Annotated in this window: 23 protein-coding genes; 20 read left to right on the top strand and 3 right to left on the bottom strand. The window is 62.2% G+C overall.

Annotation, left to right across the window (positions count from 1 at the left end; all coding sequences use genetic code 11):
* Nucleotides 1-2: 2 nt before the first annotated feature.
* The 14 genes from KYT97_RS07760 to secA all read left to right on the top strand — a co-directional run bounded on the left by KYT97_RS07760 (nucleotide 3) and on the right by secA (nucleotide 16,032).
* Nucleotides 3-929 carry a cation diffusion facilitator family transporter gene (locus KYT97_RS07760; RefSeq protein WP_033231200.1) on the top strand — a complete coding sequence of 309 codons (927 nt, stop codon included), beginning with the start codon at nucleotides 3-5 and terminating at the stop codon, nucleotides 927-929.
* A gap of 51 nt (nucleotides 930-980) precedes the next feature.
* Nucleotides 981-2,474: an amino acid permease gene (locus tag KYT97_RS07755; RefSeq protein WP_045070584.1), complete on the top strand. Its 1,494-nt coding sequence runs from the start codon at nucleotides 981-983 to the stop codon at nucleotides 2,472-2,474.
* Nucleotides 2,475-2,584: 110 nt separating this feature from the next.
* Entirely contained in the window at nucleotides 2,585-3,808 is a 1,224-nt protein-coding gene (locus KYT97_RS07750; protein ID WP_045070583.1) for an alkane 1-monooxygenase, read from the top strand.
* A complete protein-coding gene (locus KYT97_RS07745; RefSeq protein WP_084703039.1) occupies nucleotides 3,805-3,984 on the top strand; it encodes a rubredoxin in 180 nt (59 codons plus the stop codon). Before KYT97_RS07750 ends, KYT97_RS07745 begins: the two co-directional genes overlap by 4 nt.
* 3 nt (nucleotides 3,985-3,987) lie before the next feature.
* Nucleotides 3,988-4,170 carry a rubredoxin gene (locus KYT97_RS07740; protein WP_033231503.1) on the top strand — a complete coding sequence of 61 codons (183 nt, stop codon included), beginning with the start codon at nucleotides 3,988-3,990 and terminating at the stop codon, nucleotides 4,168-4,170.
* Between the two features lie 34 nt (nucleotides 4,171-4,204).
* Nucleotides 4,205-4,825 (top strand): TetR/AcrR family transcriptional regulator, encoded by a 621-nt coding sequence (locus KYT97_RS07735; RefSeq protein WP_045070579.1) that lies wholly within the window; start codon nucleotides 4,205-4,207, stop codon nucleotides 4,823-4,825.
* 87 nt (nucleotides 4,826-4,912) lie between these two features.
* On the top strand, nucleotides 4,913-6,391 hold the full coding sequence (gene ahcY / locus KYT97_RS07730) for an adenosylhomocysteinase (RefSeq protein WP_033231196.1): 1,479 nt from the start codon (nucleotides 4,913-4,915) through the stop codon (nucleotides 6,389-6,391).
* Nucleotides 6,392-6,507: 116 nt separating this feature from the next.
* The gene (locus KYT97_RS07725; RefSeq protein ID WP_033231195.1) at nucleotides 6,508-7,149 is read left to right on the top strand and encodes a dTMP kinase; all 642 of its coding nucleotides are present in this window, start codon (nucleotides 6,508-6,510) and stop codon (nucleotides 7,147-7,149) included.
* 115 nt (nucleotides 7,150-7,264) lie between these two features.
* Nucleotides 7,265-7,942 (top strand): MtrAB system response regulator MtrA, encoded by a 678-nt coding sequence (mtrA, locus tag KYT97_RS07720; RefSeq protein ID WP_033231194.1) that lies wholly within the window; start codon nucleotides 7,265-7,267, stop codon nucleotides 7,940-7,942.
* Between the two features lie 92 nt (nucleotides 7,943-8,034).
* The gene (mtrB, locus tag KYT97_RS07715) at nucleotides 8,035-9,678 is read left to right on the top strand and encodes an MtrAB system histidine kinase MtrB (protein WP_233365392.1); all 1,644 of its coding nucleotides are present in this window, start codon (nucleotides 8,035-8,037) and stop codon (nucleotides 9,676-9,678) included.
* Entirely contained in the window at nucleotides 9,678-11,450 is a 1,773-nt protein-coding gene (gene lpqB, locus KYT97_RS07710) for an MtrAB system accessory lipoprotein LpqB (RefSeq protein ID WP_219112879.1), read from the top strand. Before mtrB ends, lpqB begins: the two co-directional genes overlap by 1 nt.
* A 55-nt stretch (nucleotides 11,451-11,505) precedes the next feature.
* Entirely contained in the window at nucleotides 11,506-12,207 is a 702-nt protein-coding gene (locus KYT97_RS07705) for a ComF family protein (protein WP_045070568.1), read from the top strand.
* A 174-nt stretch (nucleotides 12,208-12,381) separates the two neighbouring features.
* The gene (gene hpf / locus KYT97_RS07700) at nucleotides 12,382-13,062 is read left to right on the top strand and encodes a ribosome hibernation-promoting factor, HPF/YfiA family (protein ID WP_033231192.1); all 681 of its coding nucleotides are present in this window, start codon (nucleotides 12,382-12,384) and stop codon (nucleotides 13,060-13,062) included.
* 132 nt (nucleotides 13,063-13,194) lie between these two features.
* Nucleotides 13,195-16,032 (top strand): preprotein translocase subunit SecA, encoded by a 2,838-nt coding sequence (gene secA, locus KYT97_RS07695; RefSeq protein ID WP_219112006.1) that lies wholly within the window; start codon nucleotides 13,195-13,197, stop codon nucleotides 16,030-16,032.
* Between the two features lie 41 nt (nucleotides 16,033-16,073).
* Here the strand turns inward: secA and KYT97_RS07690 are convergent, their stop codons facing one another.
* The gene (locus KYT97_RS07690; protein ID WP_245006053.1) at nucleotides 16,074-16,541 is read right to left on the bottom strand and encodes an Rv3235 family protein; all 468 of its coding nucleotides are present in this window, start codon (nucleotides 16,539-16,541) and stop codon (nucleotides 16,074-16,076) included.
* Between the two features lie 164 nt (nucleotides 16,542-16,705).
* Here KYT97_RS07690 and KYT97_RS07685 point away from each other — a divergent pair, with 164 nt between their 5' ends.
* The 6 genes from KYT97_RS07685 to KYT97_RS07660 all read left to right on the top strand — a co-directional run bounded on the left by KYT97_RS07685 (nucleotide 16,706) and on the right by KYT97_RS07660 (nucleotide 22,989).
* A complete protein-coding gene (locus KYT97_RS07685) occupies nucleotides 16,706-17,170 on the top strand; it encodes an HAD-IA family hydrolase (protein ID WP_219112004.1) in 465 nt (154 codons plus the stop codon).
* On the top strand, nucleotides 17,164-18,573 hold the full coding sequence (locus KYT97_RS07680; protein ID WP_219112003.1) for a WS/DGAT/MGAT family O-acyltransferase: 1,410 nt from the start codon (nucleotides 17,164-17,166) through the stop codon (nucleotides 18,571-18,573). Before KYT97_RS07685 ends, KYT97_RS07680 begins: the two co-directional genes overlap by 7 nt.
* A 41-nt stretch (nucleotides 18,574-18,614) precedes the next feature.
* Nucleotides 18,615-19,109, top strand: a complete 495-nt coding sequence (locus KYT97_RS07675) for a DUF6912 family protein (RefSeq protein WP_219112002.1) — start codon at nucleotides 18,615-18,617, stop codon at nucleotides 19,107-19,109.
* A gap of 117 nt (nucleotides 19,110-19,226) precedes the next feature.
* Nucleotides 19,227-20,345: a ferredoxin reductase gene (locus KYT97_RS07670; protein ID WP_033231186.1), complete on the top strand. Its 1,119-nt coding sequence runs from the start codon at nucleotides 19,227-19,229 to the stop codon at nucleotides 20,343-20,345.
* A 24-nt stretch (nucleotides 20,346-20,369) separates the two neighbouring features.
* Nucleotides 20,370-21,632, top strand: coding sequence for a fatty acid desaturase family protein (locus tag KYT97_RS07665; RefSeq protein ID WP_033231185.1), 1,263 nt, complete (start codon nucleotides 20,370-20,372; stop codon nucleotides 21,630-21,632).
* A 115-nt stretch (nucleotides 21,633-21,747) separates the two neighbouring features.
* Entirely contained in the window at nucleotides 21,748-22,989 is a 1,242-nt protein-coding gene (locus tag KYT97_RS07660; protein ID WP_033231184.1) for a fatty acid desaturase family protein, read from the top strand.
* Nucleotides 22,990-23,044: 55 nt separating this feature from the next.
* Here KYT97_RS07660 and rsgA read toward each other — a convergent pair whose 3' ends face one another.
* Both rsgA and aroA read right to left on the bottom strand, forming a co-directional pair.
* Entirely contained in the window at nucleotides 23,045-24,076 is a 1,032-nt protein-coding gene (gene rsgA, locus KYT97_RS07655) for a ribosome small subunit-dependent GTPase A (RefSeq protein ID WP_045070554.1), read from the bottom strand.
* Nucleotides 24,031-25,338, bottom strand: coding sequence for a 3-phosphoshikimate 1-carboxyvinyltransferase (gene aroA, locus KYT97_RS07650; protein ID WP_092801157.1), 1,308 nt, complete (start codon nucleotides 25,336-25,338; stop codon nucleotides 24,031-24,033). The genes rsgA and aroA overlap by 46 nt, the downstream gene beginning before the upstream one ends.
* Nucleotides 25,339-25,356 lie beyond the last annotated feature (18 nt).

Below are 25,356 nucleotides of genomic sequence, written 5' to 3'. Positions count from 1 at the left end.
CCGTGTCGGCAGAAGGTGGAAAGAAAGCAATCCTGGCCGCATTGGGGGCTAATGCCGGAATTGCCGTAGCCAAATTCGCGGGATTCCTGATCACCGGGTCGTCGTCGATGCTTGCCGAGTCGGTGCACTCCGTTGCCGACACGTCCAATCAGGGACTGCTGCTGCTCGGGCAGAAGAAGGCCGAGAAGGAAGCCGACCAACTGCACCCGTTCGGATACGGGCGCAATCGGTACTTCTACTCGTTCGTGGTTGCGCTGGTGCTCTTCACTTTGGGTTCACTGTTCGCGATCTACGAGGGCATTCACAAGATCCAGCATCCGGAGGAACTCAACTCGGCGTTTGTAGCCGTTGTCATCCTGGTCATCGCCATGTGCCTGGAAGGGTTCAGTTTTTACACCGCGATGAAGGAATCTCGTCCGCTGAAGGGAAACGCGTCGTGGTGGTCGTTCATCCGTACGTCGCGCAGTCCTGAACTGCCGGTTGTCCTCCTCGAGGACACCGGCGCACTGATCGGACTGGTGCTGGCACTGGGCGGCGTCGGCCTGACGATGGTGACCGGCAATCCGGTTTTCGACGGCATCGGCACCCTGTGCATCGGCGTGCTCCTCGGCATCATCGCGATCGTCCTGATCGTCGAAATGCAATCCCTGTTGATCGGGGAAGGCGCGACCAGCGTCGAAACCGATCTCATCCTGGCCGCGTTGGTCGACGGAACCCGCATCGAACGAGTCATCCACTGCAAGACCCAGTACCTCGGTCCCGAGGAGATTCTTGTTGCGGCGAAGGTTGCCGTTCCGCTCGGTTCGACCATCTCGGATGTCGCGACCGCAATCGACGAGGCCGAAGCGCGCGTGCGTGCTGCTGTTCCGGCGGCACGCGTGATCTACATCGAACCGGATCTGGACAAACTGGTCACTCGCAAACCCTGAACAAAGCCTCTCGCACAGGCTTAGGCTGATGCCATCTCTAAGGAGGCGGCAGTGGCGATCAAGGACGAGGCCGGATCCGGTCGTTCCAAATTGTTCCGAACCAAGTCGATAGAGCAGTCCATCAAGGACACCGACGAACCCGAGACCAAACTCCGAAAAGATCTGAACTCCTGGGATCTCACCGTATTCGGTGTTGCGGTGGTCATCGGTGCAGGAATCTTCACACTCACGGCTCGGACGGCAGGCAATGTCGCCGGGCCGTCGGTGTCGCTGGCGTTTGTCATCGCCGCTGTTGCCTGCGGCCTGGCGGCACTCTGTTACGCCGAATTCGCGTCGACGGTTCCCGTCGCCGGTAGCGCATACACCTTCTCGTACGCGACGTTCGGCGAGTTTGTCGCCTGGATCATCGGCTGGGACCTCATCCTCGAATTTGCGTTGGCGTCGTCCGTCGTCGCAAAGGGATGGTCCCTGTACCTCGGTGAGGTGATGGGTTCACGAAGTCCGATCGTCGAGTTGGGTCCGGTCTCGTTCGACTGGGGCGCGGTGCTGATCATCGCGGTCATCACGGTGTTGCTGGTGACCGGAACCAAACTGTCGTCGCGAGTGTCGCTGGTGATCACGTCGATCAAGGTCGCCGTGGTGCTGCTCGTGATCATCGTCGGCATGTTCTACATCGACACCGACAACTACACGCCGTACATTCCGCCCTCGCAGCCCGGCAGCACCGGGGAGGGCATACATCAGTCGTTGTTCTCCTACGTCACGGGCGCAGGCGGCAGCACGTTCGGATGGTACGGACTCCTTGCAGCGGCGAGCCTGGTGTTCTTTGCGTTCATCGGATTCGACGTCGTTGCCACCACCGCGGAGGAAACGAAGGAACCGCAGAAGGCGCTGCCGCGGGGAATTCTCGGCTCACTCCTCATCGTCACCGTGCTGTACGTGGCGGTGACGCTGGTGCTCACGGGAATGGTGAACTACACAGTGCTCGAGGGTGACACATCCAATCTGGCAACGGCATTCGCGTTCCACGACATCACGTGGGCAAAGAATGTGATCTCGTTCGGTGCCCTCGCCGGACTCACAACCGTGGTGATGGTGTTGATGCTGGGGCAGACTCGTGTGCTTTTTGCGATGGCGCGCGACGGTTTGATGCCGCGGCGGTTGGCGCCGACGGGTAAGCACGGAACTCCGGTTCGGATCACCGTGCTCGTCGGGGTGGTGGTTGCCGTATTGGCCGGATTCTTCCCGATCGGCACGCTCGAGGAAATGGTGAACATCGGAACGCTGTTCGCTTTTGTTCTCGTCTCGATCGGAGTGGTGGTGTTGCGCCGCACGCGTCCGGATCTACCCCGCGGATTCAGGGTTCCTCTCGTGCCTTGGGTGCCGATTCTGGCGGTGTTGGCCTGCGTGTGGCTCATGTTCAATCTGTCGGTGGAGACCTGGATCAGGTTCGTCGTCTGGATGGCGCTCGGCGTGGTCATCTACTTTGCGTACAGCCGTCGGCATTCGTTGATCGGAAAGCGCGAGCGCGGCGAAATCGACTGAGTGTACAAATTTAAGGATTTGTATAGTTTTTTTACAATGTTGGCAGTATTGTCTACCTCATAGTGAAGTGACTCACAGCCGTGAGTCGTTCCGGATGGAGGAGGCACGCAGTGTCGACACACGTGAGCGCAGAATCCGATCAGATATCGGGGGAGTGGCGAGACAAGAAGCGGCATCTCTGGCTGCTCGGCTTGGTTCCTCCGGTCGCGATTTTCATCGCGGTGGGAATGGTGGCCCTGTTCAACAACATTGGTTTGGGCGTCGTGTCGCCGATCTGGTGGTGGATCGGGCCGCTACTCGTGTACCTGGTGTTGCCGGTCCTCGATATCTTCTTCGGGCCGGACGGTGAGAACCCGCCCGACGAGGTCATGGAGAGGCTCGAGAACGACAAGTACTACCGCTACTGCACGTACGTCTACATTCCGTTCCAGCTGGTCAGCCTCGTCATGGCTTGCTACTTGTGGTCGGCTACCGACCTCTCGTGGCTCGGTATCGACGGCGGGCTCGGATTGGTGTCGAAGATCGGTGTGGCGATCACCGTCGGGTGTGTTGCGGGCATCGGAATCAACACGGCACACGAACTCGGCCACAAGAAGGACGATCTCGAGCGGTGGTTGTCCAAGATCACTCTGGCGCAGTCCTTCTACGGTCACTTCTATATCGAGCACAACCGTGGTCATCACGTCCGGGTGGCAACTCCGGAAGATCCCGCGTCGTCGCGATTCGGTGAGAGCTTCTGGGCTTTCCTGCCGCGCAGCGTATGGGGATCCCTGCGATCGTCGTGGGAACTCGAAAAGGCGCGTCTCGATCGATTAGGAAAGAAGCCGTGGACAATTCGCAACGACGTCCTGCATTCGTGGTTGATGTCGGTAGTGCTGTTCGCTGTACTCGCCGCCGTGTTCGGGCTGTCGATTCTGCCGTTCCTCGCATTGCAGGCCGTCTTCGGATTCTGCCTGCTCGAGACGGTCAACTACCTCGAGCACTACGGACTGAAGCGGACGAAGTTGGCCAGCGGCCGGTACGAGCGCGCCGCGCCGGAGCACAGCTGGAACAGTGACCACATCTGCACCAACATTTTCCTGTACCACCTGCAGCGGCACAGTGATCATCACGCCAACCCCACCCGTCGCTATCAAACGCTCCGGAGCATGGACGGCGCACCCAATCTTCCGAGTGGTTACGCCAGCATGATCATGCTGGCCTACGTGCCGCCGCTGTGGCGAAAAGTGATGGACCCCAAGGTCGTTGCTCACTATGGCGGCGATATTACCCGGGTCAATATCCAGCCGGGCAAGCGGGAGAAGATCCTCGCGCGGTACGGAGCGAGTGCATGAGTGCCTACAAATGCCCCGTGTGTGACTACGTCTACGACGAAGTGAACGGCGCACCGCGAGAAGGGTTTCCGGCAGGCACGCCATGGGATGCAGTCCACGACGACTGGTGCTGCCCAGACTGTGGTGTCCGGGAAAAGGTGGACTTCGAAGCTGTATCGGCAAGGGCAGGAGAGTGAATGATGAACGACTACAAGCTGTATCAGTGCGCGCAGTGCGGATTCGAGTACGACGAGGCGCAAGGCTGGCCAGACGACGGTATCGAACCAGGTACTCGCTGGGATGACATTCCGGACGACTGGAGCTGCCCGGACTGCGGCGCGGCGAAGAGTGATTTCTTCATGGTGGAGATCGAGCGGGCCTGAATGGGTCGGCGGGAGCGGCGGTAATGTCGTCATCATGATGTCGACGCCCACCCGCTTGCCTCAGAAAGAGGCGTCCCGTCTGCTGCTGCGCGGTGCGGTGCTCGATTCGATGCGGGAGTTGCTGACCGAGCGGGACTGGTCCGAGGTGAGTCTGACCGTTCTGGCCAAGCATGCGGGTGTCAGTCGGCAGACGCTCTACAACGAGTTCGGTTCGCGGCAGGGCTTGGCGCAGGCGTACGCGCTGCGGCTCGCGGACGGGTTTGTCGACGCTGTGGACGACGCCGTTGCAGCAAACGAGGGTCGGAGCGTCGACGCCCTGATGTCAGGGTTCGGGGCGTTCTTTGCCTCCAGCGCGATGGACCCGTTGGTGCGTTCGCTCCTGACGGGGGAGGCGAAGCCCGATTTGTTGCGTTTGATCACGACGGACAGCGCCGTGATCATCGATCGGGCATCAATTCGGTTGTCGGAGAGTTTTCAGCGTGGGTGGATTCAGGCGTCGGCCGCTGATGCGGGCATCCTGGCCAGGGCAATTGCGAGGCTTGGCCTGAGTTATATATCGATGCCGCCCGAGTCCGGGGCGTCGGTGGCGGAGGATCTGGGTGCCTTGCTCGGACCGTTCATCGATGTTGCCCGAGGTGCGCGCGGCACGGTGTGAGGTTCGCCGCAATCACGGTGATGTCCTACTGCGTGGGTCGAGCGGATAGCCTTGAGTGGAGTATGCACGTCAACCAGGAGAGGGACGATGACGACCTCAGTTTCAACAACGCCCGTGGCCGACAACCGTAACGGTGTCGACTTCAAAGTTGCAGATCTTTCGCTCGCCGAATTCGGTCGCAAGGAAATCCGACTGGCCGAGCACGAGATGCCGGGCCTCATGGCGCTGCGCCGTGAATACGCAGAGGTCTTGCCACTCAAGGGCGCTCGCGTTTCCGGTTCGCTCCACATGACCATTCAGACTGCAGTTCTGATCGAGACGCTGACCGCGCTCGGCGCCGAGGTTCGTTGGGCTTCGTGCAACATCTTCTCCACCCAGGATCATGCTGCCGCCGCTATCGTCGTCGGTCCCCACGGCACCCCGGAAGAGCCCAAGGGCGTTCCGGTGTTCGCGTGGAAGGGCGAAACCCTCGAGGAGTACTGGTGGGCAGCCGAGCAGATGCTGACGTGGCCGGGTGAGCCTGCCAACATGATTCTCGACGATGGTGGCGACGCCACCATGCTCGTCCTCAAGGGCGCGCAGTTCGAGAAGGCCGGCGTTGTTCCGCCGACGGACGACGATCAGGATTCCGACGAGTACAAGGTCTTCCTGGCTCTCCTGCGTCAGTCCCTCGAGGCCGACAAGGGCAAGTGGTCGGCAATCGCCGAATCCGTCCAGGGCGTCACCGAAGAGACCACAACGGGCGTTCTGCGCCTGTACCAGGTCGCTGCTGCCGGTGAACTCACGTTCCCCGCGATCAATGTCAACGACTCGGTCACCAAGAGCAAGTTCGACAACAAGTACGGCACACGCCACTCGCTGCTCGACGGCATCAACCGCGGCACCGACGTCCTGATCGGCGGCAAGGCTGCACTCGTCTGCGGTTACGGCGACGTCGGCAAGGGCTGCGCCGAGGCGCTTCGTGGCCAGGGCGCTCGCGTCGCGGTCACCGAGGTCGACCCGATCAACGCACTCCAGGCATTGATGGACGGCTTCGAGGTCAAGACCGTCGAGCAGGCCATCGGCTGGGCCGACATCGTGATCACGTCCACCGGCAACAAGGACATCATCACGTTCGAGCACATGAAGGCCATGAAGCACCAGGCCATCCTGGGCAACATCGGTCACTTCGACAACGAGATCGACATGGCCGGACTCGAGAAGTCCGGTGATGTCACGCGGATCAACATCAAGCCGCAGGTCGACGAGTTCACCTTCGCCGACGGTCATTCGATCATCGTGCTGTCCGAAGGTCGTCTGCTCAACCTCGGCAACGCGACGGGCCACCCGTCGTTCGTGATGAGCAACAGCTTCTCCAACCAGGTCATCGCGCAGATCGAACTGTGGACCAAGCCGGAGGAGTACGACAACGAGGTTTACCGTCTCCCGAAGCATCTCGACGAGAAGGTCGCCAAGATTCACGTCGAGGCCCTCGGTGGCACGCTGACCAAGCTCACCAAGGAGCAGGCAGAGTACATCGGCGTCGACGTCGAGGGCCCGTACAAGCCCGAGCACTACCGCTACTGATGTAGCAGTGCCGGTCTGAAGTAACAGTGCCGGCCTGAAGTAACAACGCCGTCCCCCGGTCTGACTCGACGGACCGGGGGATCGGCTTGTCAGGCTGCGGGATAGGCTTGTCAGCCGTGGGAATACTCGTGGCGTTGGAAGGGCTCGACGGAGCCGGCAAACGGACGTTGATCGGCAAAGTGGTGGACGAGCTTCGGCGCTCGGGGACCACTGTCGCCACGCTCGATTTCCCCCGCTACGGACAATCGATCCATGCCGATCTTGCTGCCGAAGCCCTCAAGGGAGCGCACGGAGACCTGGCGCAGTCCGTGAACGCGATGGCGGTGCTGTTTGCGCTCGACCGCGCGGGAGCGGCAGAGAAGGTCGCAGAGTTGTTGAGTACCAACGACATTGTTCTGCTCGATCGGTACGTCGCGTCCAATGCGGCGTACAACGCGGCGCGGATGCATCAGGGCGTCGACGGCGAGATGGTGGCGTGGGTTGGTGATCTGGAACTGGGTCGCCTCGGCCTCCCGGCGCCTGATTTGCAGATGTACCTCGACGTGCCGATCGCACTGGCAAACGAGCGTGCGCGCAGTCGTGAGGTGGAAGATTCGACGCGCGAGCGTGACGCCTACGAGCGCGACGGAGACCTCCAGGTCCGAACTGGCGAGCTGTACTCACAGCTCGCGGCAGCCGAGTGGGTATCACCGTGGTGGGTCATTGGTCCCGATACGGACCCGTCGGACCTTGCCCGCAAACTGGTCGATTTCGGGTGATGCGTCACGATAGCCACCCGATTCGGAAGTTTCCGGCACAGTAGAGGGAACACGCGGCACGCCGCACAGTCACGTAACGGTCTTAATTACGACTCGAAGATGCAACGATAGGGATATGAAACCAAGGATTCTGGTTGTCGACGACGACACGGCACTCGCCGAGATGCTCACGATCGTGCTGCGGGGTGAGGGTTTTGATCCCTACGTGGTAGGCGACGGAACTCTTGCACTTGCTGCGGTGCGCGAGACTCGGCCCGACCTTGTCTTGCTCGATCTGATGCTGCCCGGCATGAACGGCATCGACGTATGTCGGGTCCTGCGTGCGGATTCCGGCGTTCCCATCGTGATGTTGACCGCGAAGACCGACACCGTGGACGTTGTCCTCGGCCTCGAGTCCGGCGCGGACGACTACATCATGAAGCCGTTCAAGCCCAAGGAACTCGTCGCTCGGGTTCGCGCTCGCCTGCGCCGGACCGAGGAAGAACCGGCGGAGCTGCTGAGTATTGCCGACATCGTGATCGACGTGCCGGCGCACAAGGTCAGCCGAGGCGGCGAGCAGATTTCGCTCACACCCCTCGAATTCGATCTCCTCGTCGCTCTTGCGCGCAAGCCCCGACAGGTGTTTACCCGTGAGGTGCTCCTCGAACAGGTGTGGGGTTACCGTCACGCCGCTGACACCCGCCTGGTCAACGTCCACGTCCAGCGTCTGCGCGCCAAGGTCGAAACCGATCCCGAGAATCCCGAAGTGGTTTTGACGGTGAGGGGTGTCGGCTACAAGGCCGGACCGCCGTGACCGGTGGCGTTTCCCGTTGGCGTCGCCGCCTCAATCGGTGGCTGACGCCTTTTCTCCGGTGGTGCCACTCACTGAGTAACACCCTCGCCCACATGTGGCGACGATCACTGCAATTACGGGTTGTCGTCTCCACGTTGTCGTTGTCGCTGATTGTGATCGTGATCCTCGGTGTTGTGCTCACGAGCCAGATCACCGACCGGCTGCTCGAAGCGAAGATCACCGCCGCCACGGAGGAGATGGATCGCGCCCGAGGCGTCGTCGAAGATCAGTTGGCCGGCGTCGACGGCAGTGCAGCCCTCAAAGACCAACTCGAGAGTGCGGCGTCAAGTTTGACGAGCCGCAATCAGGCGGGCGGTCAAGCATCGGGTTCTGCGGGCACCTTCGATCCCGCACTGATCGTCGAGCAGGACGGGCCCCGAGATCCGGTGTTTGCCGGGCCGGCTGATCAGATCCCCGACAACTTGCGTGAGTTCGTTCACAACGGACAGATCGCCTACCAGTTCGCAACGGTCTCGGATCCCGAAGGGTATTCCGGCCCGGCCTTGATCATCGGCAGTCCCACGGCGTCGTCGATCTCCGGCCTCGAGTTGTATCTCGTGTTCCCACTTGCCAGTGAGGATCGCAGCCTGTCGCTGGTCCGCAGCACCCTGTTGATCGGTGGCGCTGTCCTACTGGTCCTGTTGGCAGCGATTTCTCTGCTCGTCGCGCGGCAGGTAGTGCTGCCGATCCGATCGGCGTCGAGGATCGCGGTGCGCTTCGCCGACGGCCGACTCAAGGAACGTATGCCGGTTCGCGGTGAGGACGACATGGCTCGTCTCGCAATGTCTTTCAACGAAATGGCGGAGAGTCTCTCGAAGCAGATCACGCAGCTCGAGGAGTTCGGCAATCTGCAGAAACGCTTCACATCGGATGTCAGCCACGAACTGCGCACCCCGCTCACCACAGTGCGGATGGCCGCGGACCTCATCCACGACGGCAGCGAGAGCCTCGATCCGATACTCCGCCGCTCGTCGGAACTGCTTGTTGCCGAACTCGACCGGTTCGAAGGTCTGCTGGCCGATCTGCTCGAGATTTCCCGGCACGACGCCGGTGTTGCGGAACTTGCGTCCGAGCAACTCGACGTCCGTATGTGTGCGCGGGCCGCAGTGTCCACCGTCCGCCACCTCGCCCGTGAATCCGGCACCGAATTGATAGTCGACATGCCAGACGACCCGGTGATCGCCGACGTCGATCCGCGGCGGGTCGAACGGGTCCTGCGGAACCTACTCGCCAACGCCATCGATCACGGAGAAGGAAAACCCATCCTGCTGCGCTTGCGAGCCGACGACGACGCTCTGGCCTTCATCGTTCGCGACAGTGGTGTCGGACTGCGTCCCGGCGAGGAGAAACTTGTGTTCAACCGCTTCTGGCGATCCGATCCGTCGAGGGTCCGTCGTAGCGGCGGCACAGGTCTCGGCTTGGCGATCAGCGTCGAGGACGCCAATCTGCACGACGGCAAACTCGAAGCCTGGGGTGAGCCCGGTGTCGGCGCGTGCTTCCGTCTGACGTTGCCGCGAGTGCGCGGCAAGAAGCTGGTGTCCAGCCCGCTACCGCTGAAGCCGACGACGGCCAAGTTCGTGCGCACACCCTCCAACGCGGACATCGTCGCCGAAGAGGTCGGTGAGGTCACGTCGTCGATTCCGACGCCGCACGAGACCGAATCACGAACCGGCTCGCAAGGGGGTGAGCGTTCGTGATGCAGCGATACCGCCGTGGTCTCTTGGCGCTGAGCCTGAGCGCGCTGCTGTTGACCGGTGCGTGCGCGAGCTTGCCTGCCTCGTCGTCGCCGCAGGCGATCGGGACGCTTGCCACTGTGGCGCCGGGGACTCCCGTTGCTCCGCCGGCCTCGGGGCGTGAGCCCGATTTGTTGGTGCGGGACTTCGTGAAAGCGAGCACCGAACCCGCGAACCGGCACCTCGCGGCACGGCAGTACCTGACTCCCGAGATGTCCGCAAAATGGGACGACGCAGCAAGCGCCATCATCGTCGACAAGGTCGACACGCTCTCGGAGTCGCGGACCGATCAGGAAGCGATCTACACGATTCGAGTCAACAAGGTCGGGCGTCTCGAAGCCGGGGGAATCTACGTTCCCGAGGACGGCAGTTACGAAGCCAAGATGACGCTGACTCTGGTCGACGGCGAGTGGCGGATCAGCGATCTTCCTTCGGGTGTGATCATGGAGCGCGCGGCGTTCCTCGGTGCGTACCAACGGAAGTCGTTGTACTTTCCGGATCCCAGCGGACAGACCATGGTTCCGGATCTGCGGTGGATATCGGGTTCCCAGGACCAGATGACATCGCAGTTGGTCGGCCTGCTGATCGAGGGGCCCAAGCAGGCGCTCGCGTCGGCGGTCCGCAACGAACTGGGCGCAGGCGTCGCGGTGATCGGGCCCATCACGAAGGCCGACGGTCGATCCGGTCAGGTGGGAGTCGGTCTCGGGGGCATCCGCATCGATTTCCGGATCGGTCAGTCGATGGACCCCGAAACTCGCGCTTTGTTTGCCGCCCAGATCATCTGGACATTGGCCGGCGCCGACATCGCCGGACCCTACGTTTTGCTGGTGGACGGGGCGCCTTTGGACGCAGCGCATCCGGAAGGCTGGACAACGGCCGACGTCGCCTCCACGAATCCGCTGGCGACGACCGGTGCGACGGTCGGGTTGCACGCCCTACGCGACGGTTCACTGGTCAGTGTCGGTGAACAAGCGGTCACACCCGTGCCCGGATTTGCCGGAACTGCAGGCAATCTTGCGTCTGTTGCGCTCTCTCGCGACGGCAAGACCGTCGCCGCAGTGGCGGATACCGCGAATCCTGATCCTGCAAAACGATTTTCGCTGACACTCGGTCCATACACCGAAGGTGCAGCCCCGGTCCTCGACGCCCCGGTGATCACCAGGCCGACGTGGGAAATCGACAACAACACGATCTGGGCGGCGGTGAACGGCAACACCGTGGTGCGCGTGGTTCGCGAGCCCACTACCGGTCGGACGTCGGTCATGAACGTGGACGTGGGCGCTTTGATCCCACTGGGATCGAACATTACCGAGCTGCGCCTGTCCCGCGACGGAGTTCGAGCGGCGATGATCATCGACGGCAAGGTGTACCTGGCGACCGTGGTCCGCCTGCCCAGCGGCGTTTTCGCGTTGACCAGTCCGCGGGCTGTGGCTCCGGGATTGGGCAGCACAGCGCTCTCACTCGACTGGAGCAACAGCGACACCATTGTGATCGCACGCAACAACTCCGATGTACCCGTTGTGCAGGTCGCGATCGACGGTTCTCGAATGGACTCGTTGCCCCGGGGCAATCTCACGGCGCCGGTGGTGTCCGTCGACGCGTCGCCCACCACCGAGTACGTTGCCGATGCCCGAGCAGTTTTCCAGTTGAACAACAACGATCCCGCGGGCGACAGGTTGTGGCGTGAGGTGCCTGGATTGACGGGGCAGAGGGCGATTCCGGTACTGCCCGGCTGAGTTTCCCGGTGGTGCACGGGGGTTGCTGTCGGTGGGCGGATGCACACTGACGGTCATGGGGGTCGGCGGTTTTCGGACATGGAGCAGTATCGGCGGAGCAGCGCTCGATCTGGTGTTGCCGCGTGAGTGTGGGGGATGCGGACGGATCGGTGTGCAATGGTGCGAGGACTGCGTCGCCATGCTTCGCGATCATCCGATCCGGCTCACACCTCGAGTCGATCCCGGCGCGCCGGCGTGGGCGCTCGGTCCATACAGTGGCGCGAGACGGCGCAGTGTGATCGAGATCAAGGAGCGCGGCCGACGCGACCTCGCGGCGCCTTTGGGAGTCGCTGTGGCCGAAGCGTTGACGCATCTGGCGCGGTGGGGTGAGCTCCACCATCCGACGCGTCGGACTTTGGTCCTGATCCCGGCCCCGTCCCGTTCGCGCGCCGCTCGTTCGCGCGGCGGGGATCCGGTCCGCCGCATTGCTCATGCGGCCTGTGAGGTCTTGCCGCCGCGCCGTGCCGAAGTTCATTCGGCATTGGCCATGACGCGTGGCGTCCGCGATTCCGTCGGGTTGTCTGCCGCTGCTCGGGCCACCAACGTTGCCGAGAAAATCGTCGTGACACGCGCGGGGGCCGGATTGGTGGATCGTGACGTCGACGTAGTACTCCTCGATGACGTGCTGACGACGGGAGCGACTGCGGCAGAATCGATTCGGGTGCTCGCGAGGATCGGAATCCGGACAACTCTCGTGCTCGTTGTTGCCGGTGTGTAAATGAATTTCGGGCTAACAGTGGCACTCGCGCGGATTACGTACTAGCGTCGGCGGCACACCCGAAAACAGGTGGGAGGTGGTACTTCAATCCTGATGCCGGGCGGATCCCCTCTCGGTACTTGAAGAACTTGCCGCCGCTCAAACACTGAGCGGGGCCGTAATTGGGAGGTACGAGTGACGACCCCTTCGCAAGCCTCGTTTTTCATCGAGGACGCCACGACCGAGCGTTCCACGCAAACCACCGTTCCGAAGTCCGACATCGTCGTCAAGGGACGCAATGTCGAGATACCCGATCACTTCCGAGTTTATGTTTCGGACAAGCTGGCGCGACTGGAACACTTCGACCCCTCCATATTCCACTTCGACGTGGAACTTCAGCACGAACGCAATCGACGTCAGTCCAAGAACTGCCAGCGAGTCGAGATCACGGCCCGCGGCAAAGGACCGGTAGCGCGAGCAGAAGCCGCCGCAGACAGCTTCTATGCCGCATTCGAATCGGTGATCGACAAACTCGAGAGCCGCCTCCGTCGAACCAAGGACCGCAAGAAGGTCCATTACGGTGACAAGCGACCGCTGTCCGTCGCCGAGGCAACCGCCTCGCTAGTCGACGCAGACTCACTCGGTGCCACGCCCGATATTTCGCTGAACGGTCAAGAACCGGACGAATACGACGGCCCGGGCCGCGTGGTCCGCACCAAGGATCACCCAGCCGAGCCGATGAACATCGACGACGCTCTCTACGAGATGGAACTGGTCGGTCACGACTTCTTCCTCTTCCATGACAAGGAGTCCGACAAGCCGTCCGTCGTCTACCGTCGGCACGCATTCGACTACGGCCTGATCCGCCTGACGTGACCGATCTGTAGGTGGGTTGCCTCGCAACCTCGAGTTAGCGCCTACCATGGAATCCGGCCGGAGTTTTCGGACCCCGGCCGGATTTTTACTGTGTCACCCATTTGTTGCCGAAGATTGAGGACGAACAAGACTGTGCCGTCGCTGTCGCTATCGAAGCTGCTCCGTGTTGGTGAAGGTCGCATGGTCAAGCGCCTCAAGCACATTGCTGAGCATGTCGAATCACTGTCGCCCGAGGTAGAAGGCCTGACAGACGATCAACTCAAGGCCAAGACCGACGAGTTCCGCGAGCGTTACGCCGCTGGTGAGACGCTGGACGAGTTGCTGCCCGAGGCCTTTTCCGTCGCGCGTGAAGCGTCGTGGCGAGTCATCGACCAGAAGCACTTCCACGTGCAGATCATGGGTGGCGCGGCACTCCACTTCGGCAATGTCGCGGAGATGAAGACCGGTGAGGGCAAGACCCTTACCTGTGTGTTGCCGGCCTATCTCAATGCCATCGCGGGTGACGGTGTTCACGTTGTCACGGTCAACGACTACCTCGCCAAGCGCGACTCCGAGTGGATGGGCCGTGTTCACCGCTCGCTCGGACTCGAAACCAGCGTGATCCTCTCGGGTATGACGCCGGCCGAGCGTCGAGTCGCGTATGCAGCCGACATCACGTACGGCACCAACAACGAGTTCGGGTTCGACTACCTGCGTGACAACATGACGCACTCCCTGGACGATCTGGTCCAGCGTGGACATGCGTTTGCCATCGTGGACGAGGTCGACTCCATCCTGATCGACGAGGCCCGCACGCCGCTGATCATCTCGGGTCCGGCCGACGGCTCCAGCAAGTGGTACAGCGAGTTCGCACGTATCGCGCCGCTCCTGAAGAAGGACGTCCACTACGAGGTGGACATCCGCAAGCGCACCATCGGTGTCCACGAGGCCGGCGTCGAACTCGTCGAGGATCAGCTCGGCATCGACAACCTGTACGAGGCAGCGAACTCGCCGCTGGTGAGCTACTTGAACAACGCCATCAAGGCCAAAGAGCTCTACACCAAGGACAAGGACTACATCGTCCGCGACGGTGAAGTCATCATCGTCGACGAGTTCACCGGCCGCGTGCTGGTCGGCCGTCGATACAACGAGGGCATGCACCAGGCAATCGAGGCCAAGGAAAAGGTCGAGATCAAGGCTGAGAACCAGACCCTCGCCACGATCACCCTGCAGAACTACTTCCGTCTGTACGAAAAATTGTCCGGCATGACGGGTACCGCCGAGACCGAGGCCGCGGAGCTGCACCAGACGTACACCCTCGGTGTCATTCCGATCCCGACCAACCGCCCTATGATCCGTGTCGACAACGGCGACCTCATCTACAAGACCGAGGAAGCCAAGTTCGACGCAGTGGTCGACGACGTCGTCGAGCGTCACGAGAACGGTCAGCCGGTTCTGATCGGTACCACCAGCGTCGAACGCTCGGAGTACCTGTCCAAGCAGTTCACCAAGCGCGGAGTGGCGCACAACGTCCTCAACGCCAAGTTCCACGAAAAGGAAGCGACGATCATCGCCGAGGCCGGTCGTTCCGGTGCGGTGACTGTGGCCACCAACATGGCTGGTCGTGGTACCGACGTGGTGCTGGGCGGTAACCCGGACATCATCGCCGACATCGCACTGCGCAAGAACGGCCTCGACCCGGTCACCACGCCGGAAGAGTACGAAGCCGCGTGGGACGACGTCCTGAACCGCGTCAAGGAAGACGTCAAGGCCGACGCCGAGAAGGTTCGCGATGCCGGTGGCCTGTACGTGCTTGGCACCGAACGCCATGAATCGCGTCGTATCGACAACCAGCTTCGCGGCCGTTCCGGACGCCAGGGCGACCCGGGAGAATCCAGGTTCTACCTCTCGCTCGGTGACGAGCTCATGCGCCGATTCAACGGTTCCGCACTCGAGTCGATCATGACGCGCCTCAATCTTCCGGACGACGTTCCGATCGAAGCCAAGATGGTCTCCAAGGCCATCAAGAGCGCGCAGACTCAGGTCGAGCAGCAGAACTTCGAGATTCGCAAGAACGTCCTCAAGTACGACGAGGTCATGAATCAGCAGCGCACCGTGATCTACAAGGAACGCCGCCAGATCCTCGAAGGTGAGGATATGGAGGGCCAGGTCGAGCAGATGATCACCGACGTGGTCACCGCGTACGTCGACGGCGCGACTGCTGAAGGATATGTCGAGGACTGGGATCTCGAGCAGCTGTGGACGGCACTCAAGACCCTCTACCCGGTGGGTATCGACTACAAGGCTCTCGTGGGCGAGGACGGTGGGATCACCAGCGACCTCACCCGTGAGGAACTGCGCACCGCCCTGCTCGACGACGCACATGCCGCGTACAAGAAGCGTGAAGCCGAAATCGACGCGATTGCCGGCGAGAACGGAATGCGCGAACTCGAGCGCCGGGTATTCCTGTCCGTGCTCGACCGCAAGTGGCGTGAACACCTCTACGAGATGGACTACCTCAAGGAAGGTATCGGCCTGCGCGCGATGGCGCAGCGTGACCCGTTGGTCGAGTACCAGCGCGAGGGCTACGACATGTTCATCGGCATGCTCGACGGCTTGAAGGAGGAGTCCGTCGGATTCCTCTTCAACCTTCAGGTCGAAGCCACTCCTGCGCAACCTTCTTCGGGTATCTCGGTCACGGCCGGTTCCGCTGCCGCGGCGTACGCGACCGCACCGAAGCCGCTGCCGACGCAGCAAGCGGCGGCAGGTTCCACGGGTACGGCAGCTCCATCGGCCTTGCGCGCCAAGGGACTTGACGACGACGGCCCGTCGAGGCTGACGTACACCGGTCCGGACGAGGACGGGAAGGCAAAGGCCACACGCGATCCGGCTGTCGACGCGGGGGACACCGCGTCGCGTCGTGAGCGTCGTGAAGCCGCTCGCACGCAGGCAAAGGGCAACCGCGCACCCAAGTCCAAGCGCAAGCGCTGATTCTCAGGCGCTGACTTTTCCACCCGACAAAGGCTGGATGCTCACACCACGTGTAGTGCGGTGACCATCCAGCCTTTGTTGTCGGTGTTCTCGATCCTGGCGGCAATCGCAAAGGTTCGTGGGCCGCGTCGAAAGGTCGCGCACACTTCGGCCGCGTGGGGCGAGGCGGTGTTCACGTGTGTGCGGTGGGTTCGAGCGGCGCCGAGTCCGCGCGTCGGATCATGCGAAATGGAAAGGCGCTGAACAAGTTCCATCACCGTTGGAGACAGTACTGATTTGAGGTGTGCGGGACTTCGTCGTTGGTCGAGGACTTCGAGGACAAGGCGCAGCGACGTGTTCCAGAAGACATCGGCACCGGGTGCGACGGGCTCGGCAGTGAGGCTGGATTGCCCCGATGTTCCACTGTGCCCTGATGTTCCACTGTGTGGTGTTCTGCGTGCGGGCCCAGCACTCGTTCGGTTCGGGCAGACGGTCGCCTGATCATCAGGGAATCCGCCGGCGGTTCGCACTGCGGCGCGGGTTGGAGAAAGCGTTGTGGTGTGTGGAGTTGGTCGATGGTCATGATGTATCCCCCGGATATTTTTTGCATCGCTCCCCCGAACGATGGTGAGAAGTATGACACGAACCCCTACAGATGTCGCAGAGATCACGGCCGCACCCTAATGTAATTCTGGTGCGGGGACTTCTGTTGGATGTGGGTGGCGTGCTGTTCGGTCCGGGGTCCGACCTGGACGGTCTCAGCGCGGTGGTTCGGCGGGCTCGTAGCGCGGGCATCGCGACGGGAATCGTGAGCAACGACCCGGGTGGAGCGGACGCGCAGTGGCTCCGTGACCTCGGCGACGGGGTGTTGGTGGACGACGTCGTGCTCTCCGGTGACGTCGGCATGGCAAAGCCGGATGCTGATATCTACCTTCTGGCCGCAACACGGTTGGGTCTGCGTCCGGGGGACTGCGTGTTCGTCGACGACCTCGAGGTGAATGTTCGAGGCGCCGTCGACGTCGGCATGGTGGGTGTCCATCACTACGACGCGGCCGACACGATCGAGGAGTTGTCGATCCTGCTCGATGTGGACGGGGCGGCTGGTGTGGATGCTGCTGCTGGTTTGGACGACGTGTCGGCGGGTGATCAATCATGGTGAACAGATTGACGACTCAGGACGCAGCCTTCTACTTCCTCGAAGCCGGCAGCACTCCGATGCACGTCGGTTCGTTGGGGATCTTCCGGCAGCCGGGCACCGGGATCGATCACAACGAATTGCTGCGGCTTGTCGAAGAGCGACTCAGTCTGGTGCCGCGGTACCGGCAGAAGGTCCGGGAAGTTGTTCTGGGTCTGGCACGTCCGGTGTGGGTCGACGATCGAGATTTCGACATCACGTACCACGTGCGTAGGTCGGCCCTTCCGAAACCGGGATCGGCCGAACAGTTGAACGATCTGATCGCGCGCCTCATTTCCCGGCCGCTGGACAACACCCGGCCGCTGTGGGAGATGTACCTCGTCGAGGGGCTGGCGGACGACAGGTTTGCCATCTTCACAAAATCGCATTCCGCTTTGGTCGACGGTGAAACCGCGCTCGAGATCAGTCAGGTCTTGTTCGATCCGCAGGAGAAGCGTCAGCCTGGCGCAGAAGAGTTGTGGATGCCTGCCCCACCACCCAGTGATCTGAATCTGCTCATCGGTGCGCTCGCTGATCTGGTGACGAGTCCGGGTGAAGGGGTGGCTCGCGCGAGGGCGGCGCTGGGCGACGTGACGACGTCGATGACGGAGGCGGTCAGTGCTGTCGGCAAGATTGCCGCAGTGGTGCGTACGGCCGCGCAGGTCGCCCCGAGCAATCCGCTCAACGCGCCGATCACGCGGAGTCGACGATTGTCCGTCGCCAAGACTCCGCTGGACGACTACCGACGGATTCGGGCGAAGTACGGGTGCGAGATCAACGACGTGATCCTCACGGTGGTCGCCGGGGCATTGCGGAACTGGCTGTTGTCGCGGGGGGAGCCGGTTACCGAGGCGAGCGTTGTCCGCGCGCTGGTGCCGATGTCCGTGTACATCGACGGGCCGGACAACCCGGACGTCGAAGACCCGCAGGCGCCCGGCCATGTGTCGTCGTTCCTGATCGACCTGCCGGTGGGGGAGCCCAATGCTGTCGTCCGGTTGTCGCACGTCGCGCATGCAACGGAAGCTTTCGCGCGTCAGGGCCGTCGGGTGACCGCTCAGACCATGGTGAAGATGTCCGGGTTCGCGCCCGCCACACTCCATGCGATGAGTGCGCGCGCGGCGAGCAGTCTCTCGCAGCGCATGTTCAACCTCATGATCACCAACGCGCCGGGTCCGCAGTTTCCGCTGTACATCGGTGGCGCGCGGATGGAGGAGATGTATCCGGTCTCGCCATTGCTGAAGAATCAGACACTCAGTATTGCCTTGACGTCGTATGACGGGAATGTCTACTACGGTTTGAATGCCGACCGTGACGCGATGTCGGACGTCGACGTGGTGCGTTCGTTGCTCTTCGAGTCTCTCGAGGAGTTGACCGACGCCAGTCGGTAGGTGTTTCTCGCGCGTCGTGACAGTCCAACGAAGGTGGTCTCATGAGGGTGTACGTACCGGCAACTGTGGAAATTCTGCAGCGTTTGGTTGCCGATCAGGAGTTCGACGCGATGAGTCGGACTGCGTTTGCCGTCACTCCGGCACTGCGTGAGGCCTATGCGGCCGGGGACGACGACGAGTTGGCGGAAGTCGCGATGAGTGAGGCGGCGCGGGCGTCGTTGCGCTTGATTGCCGGCGCTGACGGACCGGTGACGTTCCGGCGTGCGGTGGTTGCCGCGGATGTCGACGACGCGAAGTTGCGTCCGGATCTCGATGACGCGGTGGTCCGCGTGGCCGGCCCGGTCACGATGGCGCAGGTCGCGTCCGTTCATGTTGATCTTGCGCAAGCCGAACCCGATATCGAGCGGGCGGCGGCGATTGTCGATGCTGCCGATCTCGGCGACACGGATGCCGAGTTCATCCTCGGTGACGCGGAGGATCACGAGTTGGCGTGGTACGCGGCGCAAGAGTTGCCGTTCCTGCTCGACCTGCTCTGAAATCGGACACCCGCTGTCCTTACTATGAAGTAACCTACGGTACCGTAACCTGATAACCTACGATAGCGTAGGCATAGGTATTGCGGGTGAGCATTGCAGGTGAGAGGTGGAGGTCTGATGGGTCTGAAGGACTGGATCGAGGCACCGGCAGCGTCGGTAGTTCCGGCAGCGCGGTCGAAGCTCAATTTGCTGCGCGGTGCCGCAGCGCGATTGACCACACCTCTCTTGCCTGACGACTACCTTCATCTGGCAAATCCGTTGTGGTCGGCGCGCGAACTGCGTGGCCGGATCGTCGAGGTTCGACCGGAAACTCAGGATTCCGCGACGATCGTGATCAAGCCGGGTTGGGGTTTCGACTTCAATTACCAGCCGGGGCAGTACATCGGTATCGGCTTGCACATCGACGGGCGATGGCATTGGCGGTCGTACTCGTTGACGTCGCCGCCCAACTGGGAGAACAAGAAGATCTCCATCGCGGTGAAGGCGATGCCCGAGGGTTTTCTTTCGAGCCACCTGGTCAGCGGAGCTGTTCCGTCCGGCACGATCGTCCGTCTGGCCACGCCGGCCGGTAACTTCGCGTTGCCGGACCCGCCGCCGGAGAAGGTCCTGTTCATCACCGCCGGCAGCGGAATCACGCCTGTCATGGGCATGCTGCGCACGATGAATCGTCGAGGGCAGTTGCCCGACGTCATGCACGTGCACTCCGCTCCCACGGAATCCGATGTCATGTTCGCGGACGAGCTGACGGCACTACATGCCGAGCACGAGGATTTTGTCAGCCACATTCAGCTGACGCGCCGCGACGGAAAGTTCAAGCTCAGTTCACTTGATCAGGTGTGCCCGGATTGGCGTGAGCGTCACACCTGGGCCTGTGGACCCCTGCCGTTGCTCGACGAGATCGACGACGTGTGGAAAGCCGAGGGGATCGAAGACCGCCTGCACATGGAGCGGTTTGCGGTGTCGAGGATCGATGCGTCCGCAGACGGCGGCACCGTCACGTTCGAGAAATCGGGAAAGACCGTCACGGTGGACGGTGCGACAACACTTCTCGAAGCCGGGGAACAGTCCGGCGCTCTGATGCCTTTCGGTTGCCGAATGGGCATTTGCCAGACTTGTGTTGTACCTCTCGTTTCCGGTCATGCAATCGACCTACGCTCGGGAAAGCAGCATGTCGAGGGTGAACGCATCCAGACATGCATTTCCGCCGCGGCGGGCGACTGTACGCTGGACGCATAGCTTCTAGGCACACGGAGGACAACGGTGGCAATCACCGACATCAAAGAGTTTTCGCACCTCACCGCAGCTGATGTCGAAGCGCTCGGGCGTGAACTGGACCAGATTCGACTCGATGTCGAAGACTCTCGTGGAATCCGGGATGCTCGCTATATCCGTCGGGTCATTCGCGTCCAGCGCGCCTTGGAACTCGGCGGTCGTATCGCCCTGTTCGGTAGCAAGTACCGTCCCGCCTGGTTGGCGGGCACGGCGCTGCTGAGCATCTCGAAGATCATCGAGAACATGGAACTCGGGCATAACGTGATGCACGGGCAGTGGGACTGGATGAACGATCCGGAGATTCATTCCTGCTCGTGGGAATGGGATCAGACGGGCCCGTCCGAGCACTGGAAACGTGCCCACAACTACCAGCATCACACGTACACCAATGTTGTCGGGATGGACGAGGATCTTGGCTTCGGGATCCTGCGGATGACGCGGGACGAGGCGTGGAAGCCGATCAACCTTCTGCAGCCGATTGCCAATGTCATTCTTGCGGCGACGTTCGAGTGGGGCATCGCTCTCCATGACCTGACTGCGGCTTCCGAGTTGGAAGGTGCCGCGAAGGGGCAGCTGAACTCCCAGGCCAACAAGGATTTTGCACGCAAGATCGTCCGGCAGGTGGGCAAGGATTTTGTGGTGTTCCCCTTGCTGACCGGGCCCGCGTGGAAATCGACGCTGACGGCTAATGCGACGGCAAATCTCGTTCGTAACCTCTGGGCGTACGTGGTCATCTTCTGCGGCCATTTTCCCGATGGTGCGGAAAAGTTCACCGTCGCAGAGTTCGAGCAGGAAACACGTCACGAGTGGTACCTGCGTCAGATGCTCGGTAGCGCCAACTTCAATTCCGGAAAGCTCATGGGGTTCATGAGCGGCAACCTGAGTTACCAGATCGAGCATCACGTCTTCCCGGATCTGCCGAGTAATCGCTATCCGGAGATTGCTGTGAAGATGCGTGCGCTGTGCGAGAAGTTCGATCTTCCGTACACGACAGGTTCGTTGTTCAAGCAGTATCTGCTTGCGCTTCGCACCATTCACAAGCTGGCCCTGCCGGACAAGTGGTTGATCGCGACCTCGGACAATGCGCCGGAGACTTCCTCGGAGCTGCGGTTCCGGGAGCCGGGACTCAAGGGTGCTGCGATGGCGATGGTCGACGATCTGCGTACCGATTCGGTGACCGGCAAGCGCTTGGGTCTGTTGACGGCTTTGAAGTCGCAGGCGCGTTCTCGCCTGCCGAAGCGCAAGAAGTGATATAGATTACATCGAGCAAAAGCTAACCTACGGTGCCGTAACTTACGCTAGAGTAGGTCGTGTTGAATCCGTTCGGCATGAACTTTTCGACAAGAACTCACCGTAGGAGGCCCGCATGGCGATTGCAGACGTCAAGGAATATGCGCATCTCACCGAAGCCGACGTTGAAGCGCTCGGTCGTGAACTCGATGCGATCCGTCGCGACATAGAGGATTCGCGTGGCGAGAAAGACGCACGCTACGTCCGTAACGTCATTCGTCTTCAGCGGACCCTCGAGGTCAGTGGTCGCGCTATCCTGTTCGCCAGCCGCAAGCGCCCGGCGTGGCTGCTCGGCACCGGCGTTCTCGGTGTCGCGAAGATCATCGAGAACATGGAACTCGGCCACAACGTCATGCACGGGCAGTGGGACTGGATGAACGATCCGGAAATCCACTCGAGCTCGTGGGAGTGGGACGTCACCGGCCCGTCGGCGCACTGGAAGCAGACCCACAACTTCCTGCACCACAAGTACACCAACGTCCTCGGCATGGACGACGACGTCGGATACGGACTGCTCCGCGTCACCCGCGACCAGCGATGGAAGCCGTTCAACGCCGGCAACCTCGTGTACAACACCCTGCTTGCGCTCTTCTTCGAGTGGGGCATCGCCGCGCAGCATCTCGAGCTCGGCAAGGTGGCCAAGGGTCGCGCAGACATGGACGACACGCGTCGTAAATTGCGTGAGGTCGGCGAGAAGGTCGGCAAGCAACTGGTCAAGGACTACGTCGTCTACCCGGCACTCACGGGACCGGCATGGAAGAGCACTCTCAGTGCGAATTTCACCGCCAACATCATCCGCAATCTGTGGACCAACGCCATCATCTTCTGCGGGCATTTCCCGGACGGCGCCGAGAAGTTCACCAAGGCAGACATCGACGGCGAATCGCAGGCGCAGTGGTACCTGCGTCAGATGCTCGGTAGCGCCAACATCGAGGGCAGCAAGCTGATGGACTTCATGTCCGGCAACCTCAGCTACCAGATCGAGCATCACCTGTTCCCCGACCTGCCGAGCAACCGGTACCCGGCCATCGCGGTCAAGGTTCGTGAGCTCACCGACAAGTACGACTTGCCTTACACGACAGGGCCTTTCCTGGTGCAGTACGCCAAGTCGTGGCGCACCATCGCCAAGTTGTCGCTGCCAAACAAGTACCTCAAGGACACCGTCGACAATGCGCCGGAAACGGCATCCGAGTTGATGTTCGACGGCAACGCCGCCTCGAGCGTCGATCCGGTCACCGGCCGTCGCCGTGGACTCAAGAGCGCCATAGCGCAAAAGCGTAAGAGCGGAAAGCTGCGGAGCCTGCTCGGCTTGCGCTGATCAACTACCGAAGAAGCCCAGACACCGAAATCGGTGTCTGGGCTTTTCTCGTTTGTCAGTACTGGTCGTTGGATTTGATGGCCTCGAGGAGTTGCCGCACGGCAATCACACGACGGGCCGATTTTCCTTCGAGAAGATCCAGCTTGCACTCCGGGTCCGCGGGCGGGCCGAGGTGCGTGCATCCACGAGGGCAATCCTCGATCTGTGCCGCGAGGTCGGAGAAAGCGGCGACAACATTCTCCGGTGAAATGTGGGCCAAGCCGAACGATCGGATGCCCGGCGTATCGATCACCCAACCACCCTCGGCGAGGGGGAGTGCCACAGACTGCGTCGACGTGTGCCGTCCCTTGCCGACGCCCGAGACGATGCCGACGGCTCGATTGGCGTCGGGGACAAGGCGATTCACCAACGTCGACTTACCGACGCCCGAGTGCCCGATCAGGGCCGTCAACTTGTCGTGCAGGATGGCAGTGAGTTCGTCCAGCGGATCGTCACGACCGGCCACGACCACTTGGATGTCGAGGTCGGCGAAGGTGCTGGCGAACTCCTCCGGCGGTTCGAGGTCGCTCTTGGTGAGGCACACGATCGGCGTGAGACCGCCCACATATGCCGCGACCAGGGCGCGCTCGACAAATCCGGTGCGCGGCGGCGGATCAGCCAAGGCAACCACGATCAGTAACTGCTGCGCGTTGGCGACCACGATGCGCTCGAACGGATCCGTATCGTCAGCGGTGCGTCGAAGCACGGTCGAACGCTCGGAGACCCGGACGATGCGAGCGAGGGTGTCGGTCTTGCCAGACAGATCGCCGACGATGTCCACCTGATCACCGACGACGATGGGCGTGCGGCCCAGTTCACGGGCGCGCATCGTCACGATCAGCCGGTCGGGATCGCCGCCGAGGACGCAACCCCACCGGCCACGATCCTTCGAGACCACCATCCCCGACTCGGCAGAGAGATGCTCAGGGCGGGTCTTGGTGCGTGGGCGTGATCCGCGACCGGGGCGGACCCGGACGTCGGACTCGTCGTACTGCCGCGGACTCAGAAGCTTGCCTTTCGCGCGGAGGGTGCCAGCATGTCTGTCCACATGTTCTCGAAGCCCGGCAGCGTCTTGGCCGTGGTTGCGACGTCGTCGACCTCCACGCCGTCGACGACCAGGCCGATGATCGCGCCGGCCGTGGCCATGCGATGGTCTGCGTACGAGAGCCATTGCCCACCATGCAGTTTCGCGGGGACAATGGTCAGGCCGTCATCGGTTTCGGTGACGGACCCGCCCAGCTTGTTGATCTCGTCCGCCAGTGCCGCCAGTCGATCCGTCTCGTGGCCCCGCAGGTGTGCGATACCGCGGAGATGAGACGTTCCCTCTGCCAGCGCGGCGAGCGCCGCAACCGTCGGGGTGAGTTCACCGACGTCGTGCAGGTCGATGTCGATGCCGCGCAACGTTTCGGGACCTCGCACAGTAAGGATGCCGTCGGCGAGGGTGACCTCGGCTCCCATCGAGGCGAGAATATCGCGGATCGCGTCGCCGGGCTGCGTTGTCGACGACGGCCACAACGGCACGCTGACGGTACCGCCGGTGACAGCCGCTGCTGCCAGGAACGGTGTGGCATTCGACAGATCGGGTTCGATGACCCAGTCGATAGCGCGCACCGGTCCGGGGTCGACCCGCCAGGTGTCGGCGTCGCCGCCCGTGGCCGGAGTCGTGACGGACACTCCGGCTTCGCGCAGCATCTCGACGGTCATGTCGATGTGTGGCATCGACGGAACAGGCTTGCCGGTGTGATGCACGGTGACGCCCTGCTCGAACGCTGCGGCCGAGAGCAGCAGGCCTGAGACGAACTGTGACGAACCGGATGCGTCGATGGTGACGGTTCCGCCGCGCAGCGACCCGGTTCCGGTCACGGTGAACGGCAGAGCGTCGCCGTCGATCTGCGCGCCCAGGCCTCGCAGAGCCTCGAGGATAGTGCCGAGTGGCCGCGTCCGGGCCTGCTCGTCGCCGTCGAAACGGACGACGCCGTCAGCCGTTGCAGCCAGGGGCGGGAGGAATCGCATGACGGTACCGGCGAGCCCGCAGTCGACGTCGGCGCCGCGCAGCGGTCCGGGTGTGACGGCGAGCGTGCTGGGATCGCCCGCTTCCTCGATGCCGATCCCGAGGTCACGCAATGCCGCGATCATGAGGTCTGCGTCACGGCTGCGGAGGGCGCCGGTGAGGGTGGACGGACCGTCCGCCAACGCTGCCAGGATCAGGGCTCGGTTGGTGATGGACTTCGATCCGGGCAGTGTCACCACTGCGTCGACCGGCGTTTGGGCTAGAGGGGCGCTCCACAGACTCAGACTCACGAGGTCCATCTTCTCTCATCAGTGGGA

The sequence above is a fragment of the Rhodococcus globerulus genome (assembly GCF_019334125.1).
Classification (GTDB): domain Bacteria; phylum Actinomycetota; class Actinomycetes; order Mycobacteriales; family Mycobacteriaceae; genus Rhodococcus_F; species Rhodococcus_F globerula.
The sequence above is the reverse complement of the archived record's forward strand: the minus strand, read 5'-3'. Positions and strand labels throughout refer to the sequence as shown.

Coding starts and splice junctions, on each gene's coding strand:
- KYT97_RS07670 (WP_033231186.1), top strand. CDS start 19,227: ATGGGTCTGAAGGACTGGATCGAGGCACCGGCAGCGTCGGTAGTTCCG.
- KYT97_RS07660 (WP_033231184.1), top strand. CDS start 21,748: ATGGCGATTGCAGACGTCAAGGAATATGCGCATCTCACCGAAGCCGAC.
- aroA (WP_092801157.1), bottom strand. CDS start 25,338: ATGGACCTCGTGAGTCTGAGTCTGTGGAGCGCCCCTCTAGCCCAAACG.
- mtrB (WP_233365392.1), top strand. CDS start 8,035: ATGTGGCGACGATCACTGCAATTACGGGTTGTCGTCTCCACGTTGTCG.
- KYT97_RS07735 (WP_045070579.1), top strand. CDS start 4,205: ATGATGTCGACGCCCACCCGCTTGCCTCAGAAAGAGGCGTCCCGTCTG.
- KYT97_RS07675 (WP_219112002.1), top strand. CDS start 18,615: ATGAGGGTGTACGTACCGGCAACTGTGGAAATTCTGCAGCGTTTGGTT.
- KYT97_RS07745 (WP_084703039.1), top strand. CDS start 3,805: ATGAGTGCCTACAAATGCCCCGTGTGTGACTACGTCTACGACGAAGTG.
- mtrA (WP_033231194.1), top strand. CDS start 7,265: ATGAAACCAAGGATTCTGGTTGTCGACGACGACACGGCACTCGCCGAG.
- KYT97_RS07680 (WP_219112003.1), top strand. CDS start 17,164: ATGGTGAACAGATTGACGACTCAGGACGCAGCCTTCTACTTCCTCGAA.
- KYT97_RS07705 (WP_045070568.1), top strand. CDS start 11,506: ATGGGGGTCGGCGGTTTTCGGACATGGAGCAGTATCGGCGGAGCAGCG.
- KYT97_RS07740 (WP_033231503.1), top strand. CDS start 3,988: ATGAACGACTACAAGCTGTATCAGTGCGCGCAGTGCGGATTCGAGTAC.
- ahcY (WP_033231196.1), top strand. CDS start 4,913: ATGACGACCTCAGTTTCAACAACGCCCGTGGCCGACAACCGTAACGGT.
- lpqB (WP_219112879.1), top strand. CDS start 9,678: ATGCAGCGATACCGCCGTGGTCTCTTGGCGCTGAGCCTGAGCGCGCTG.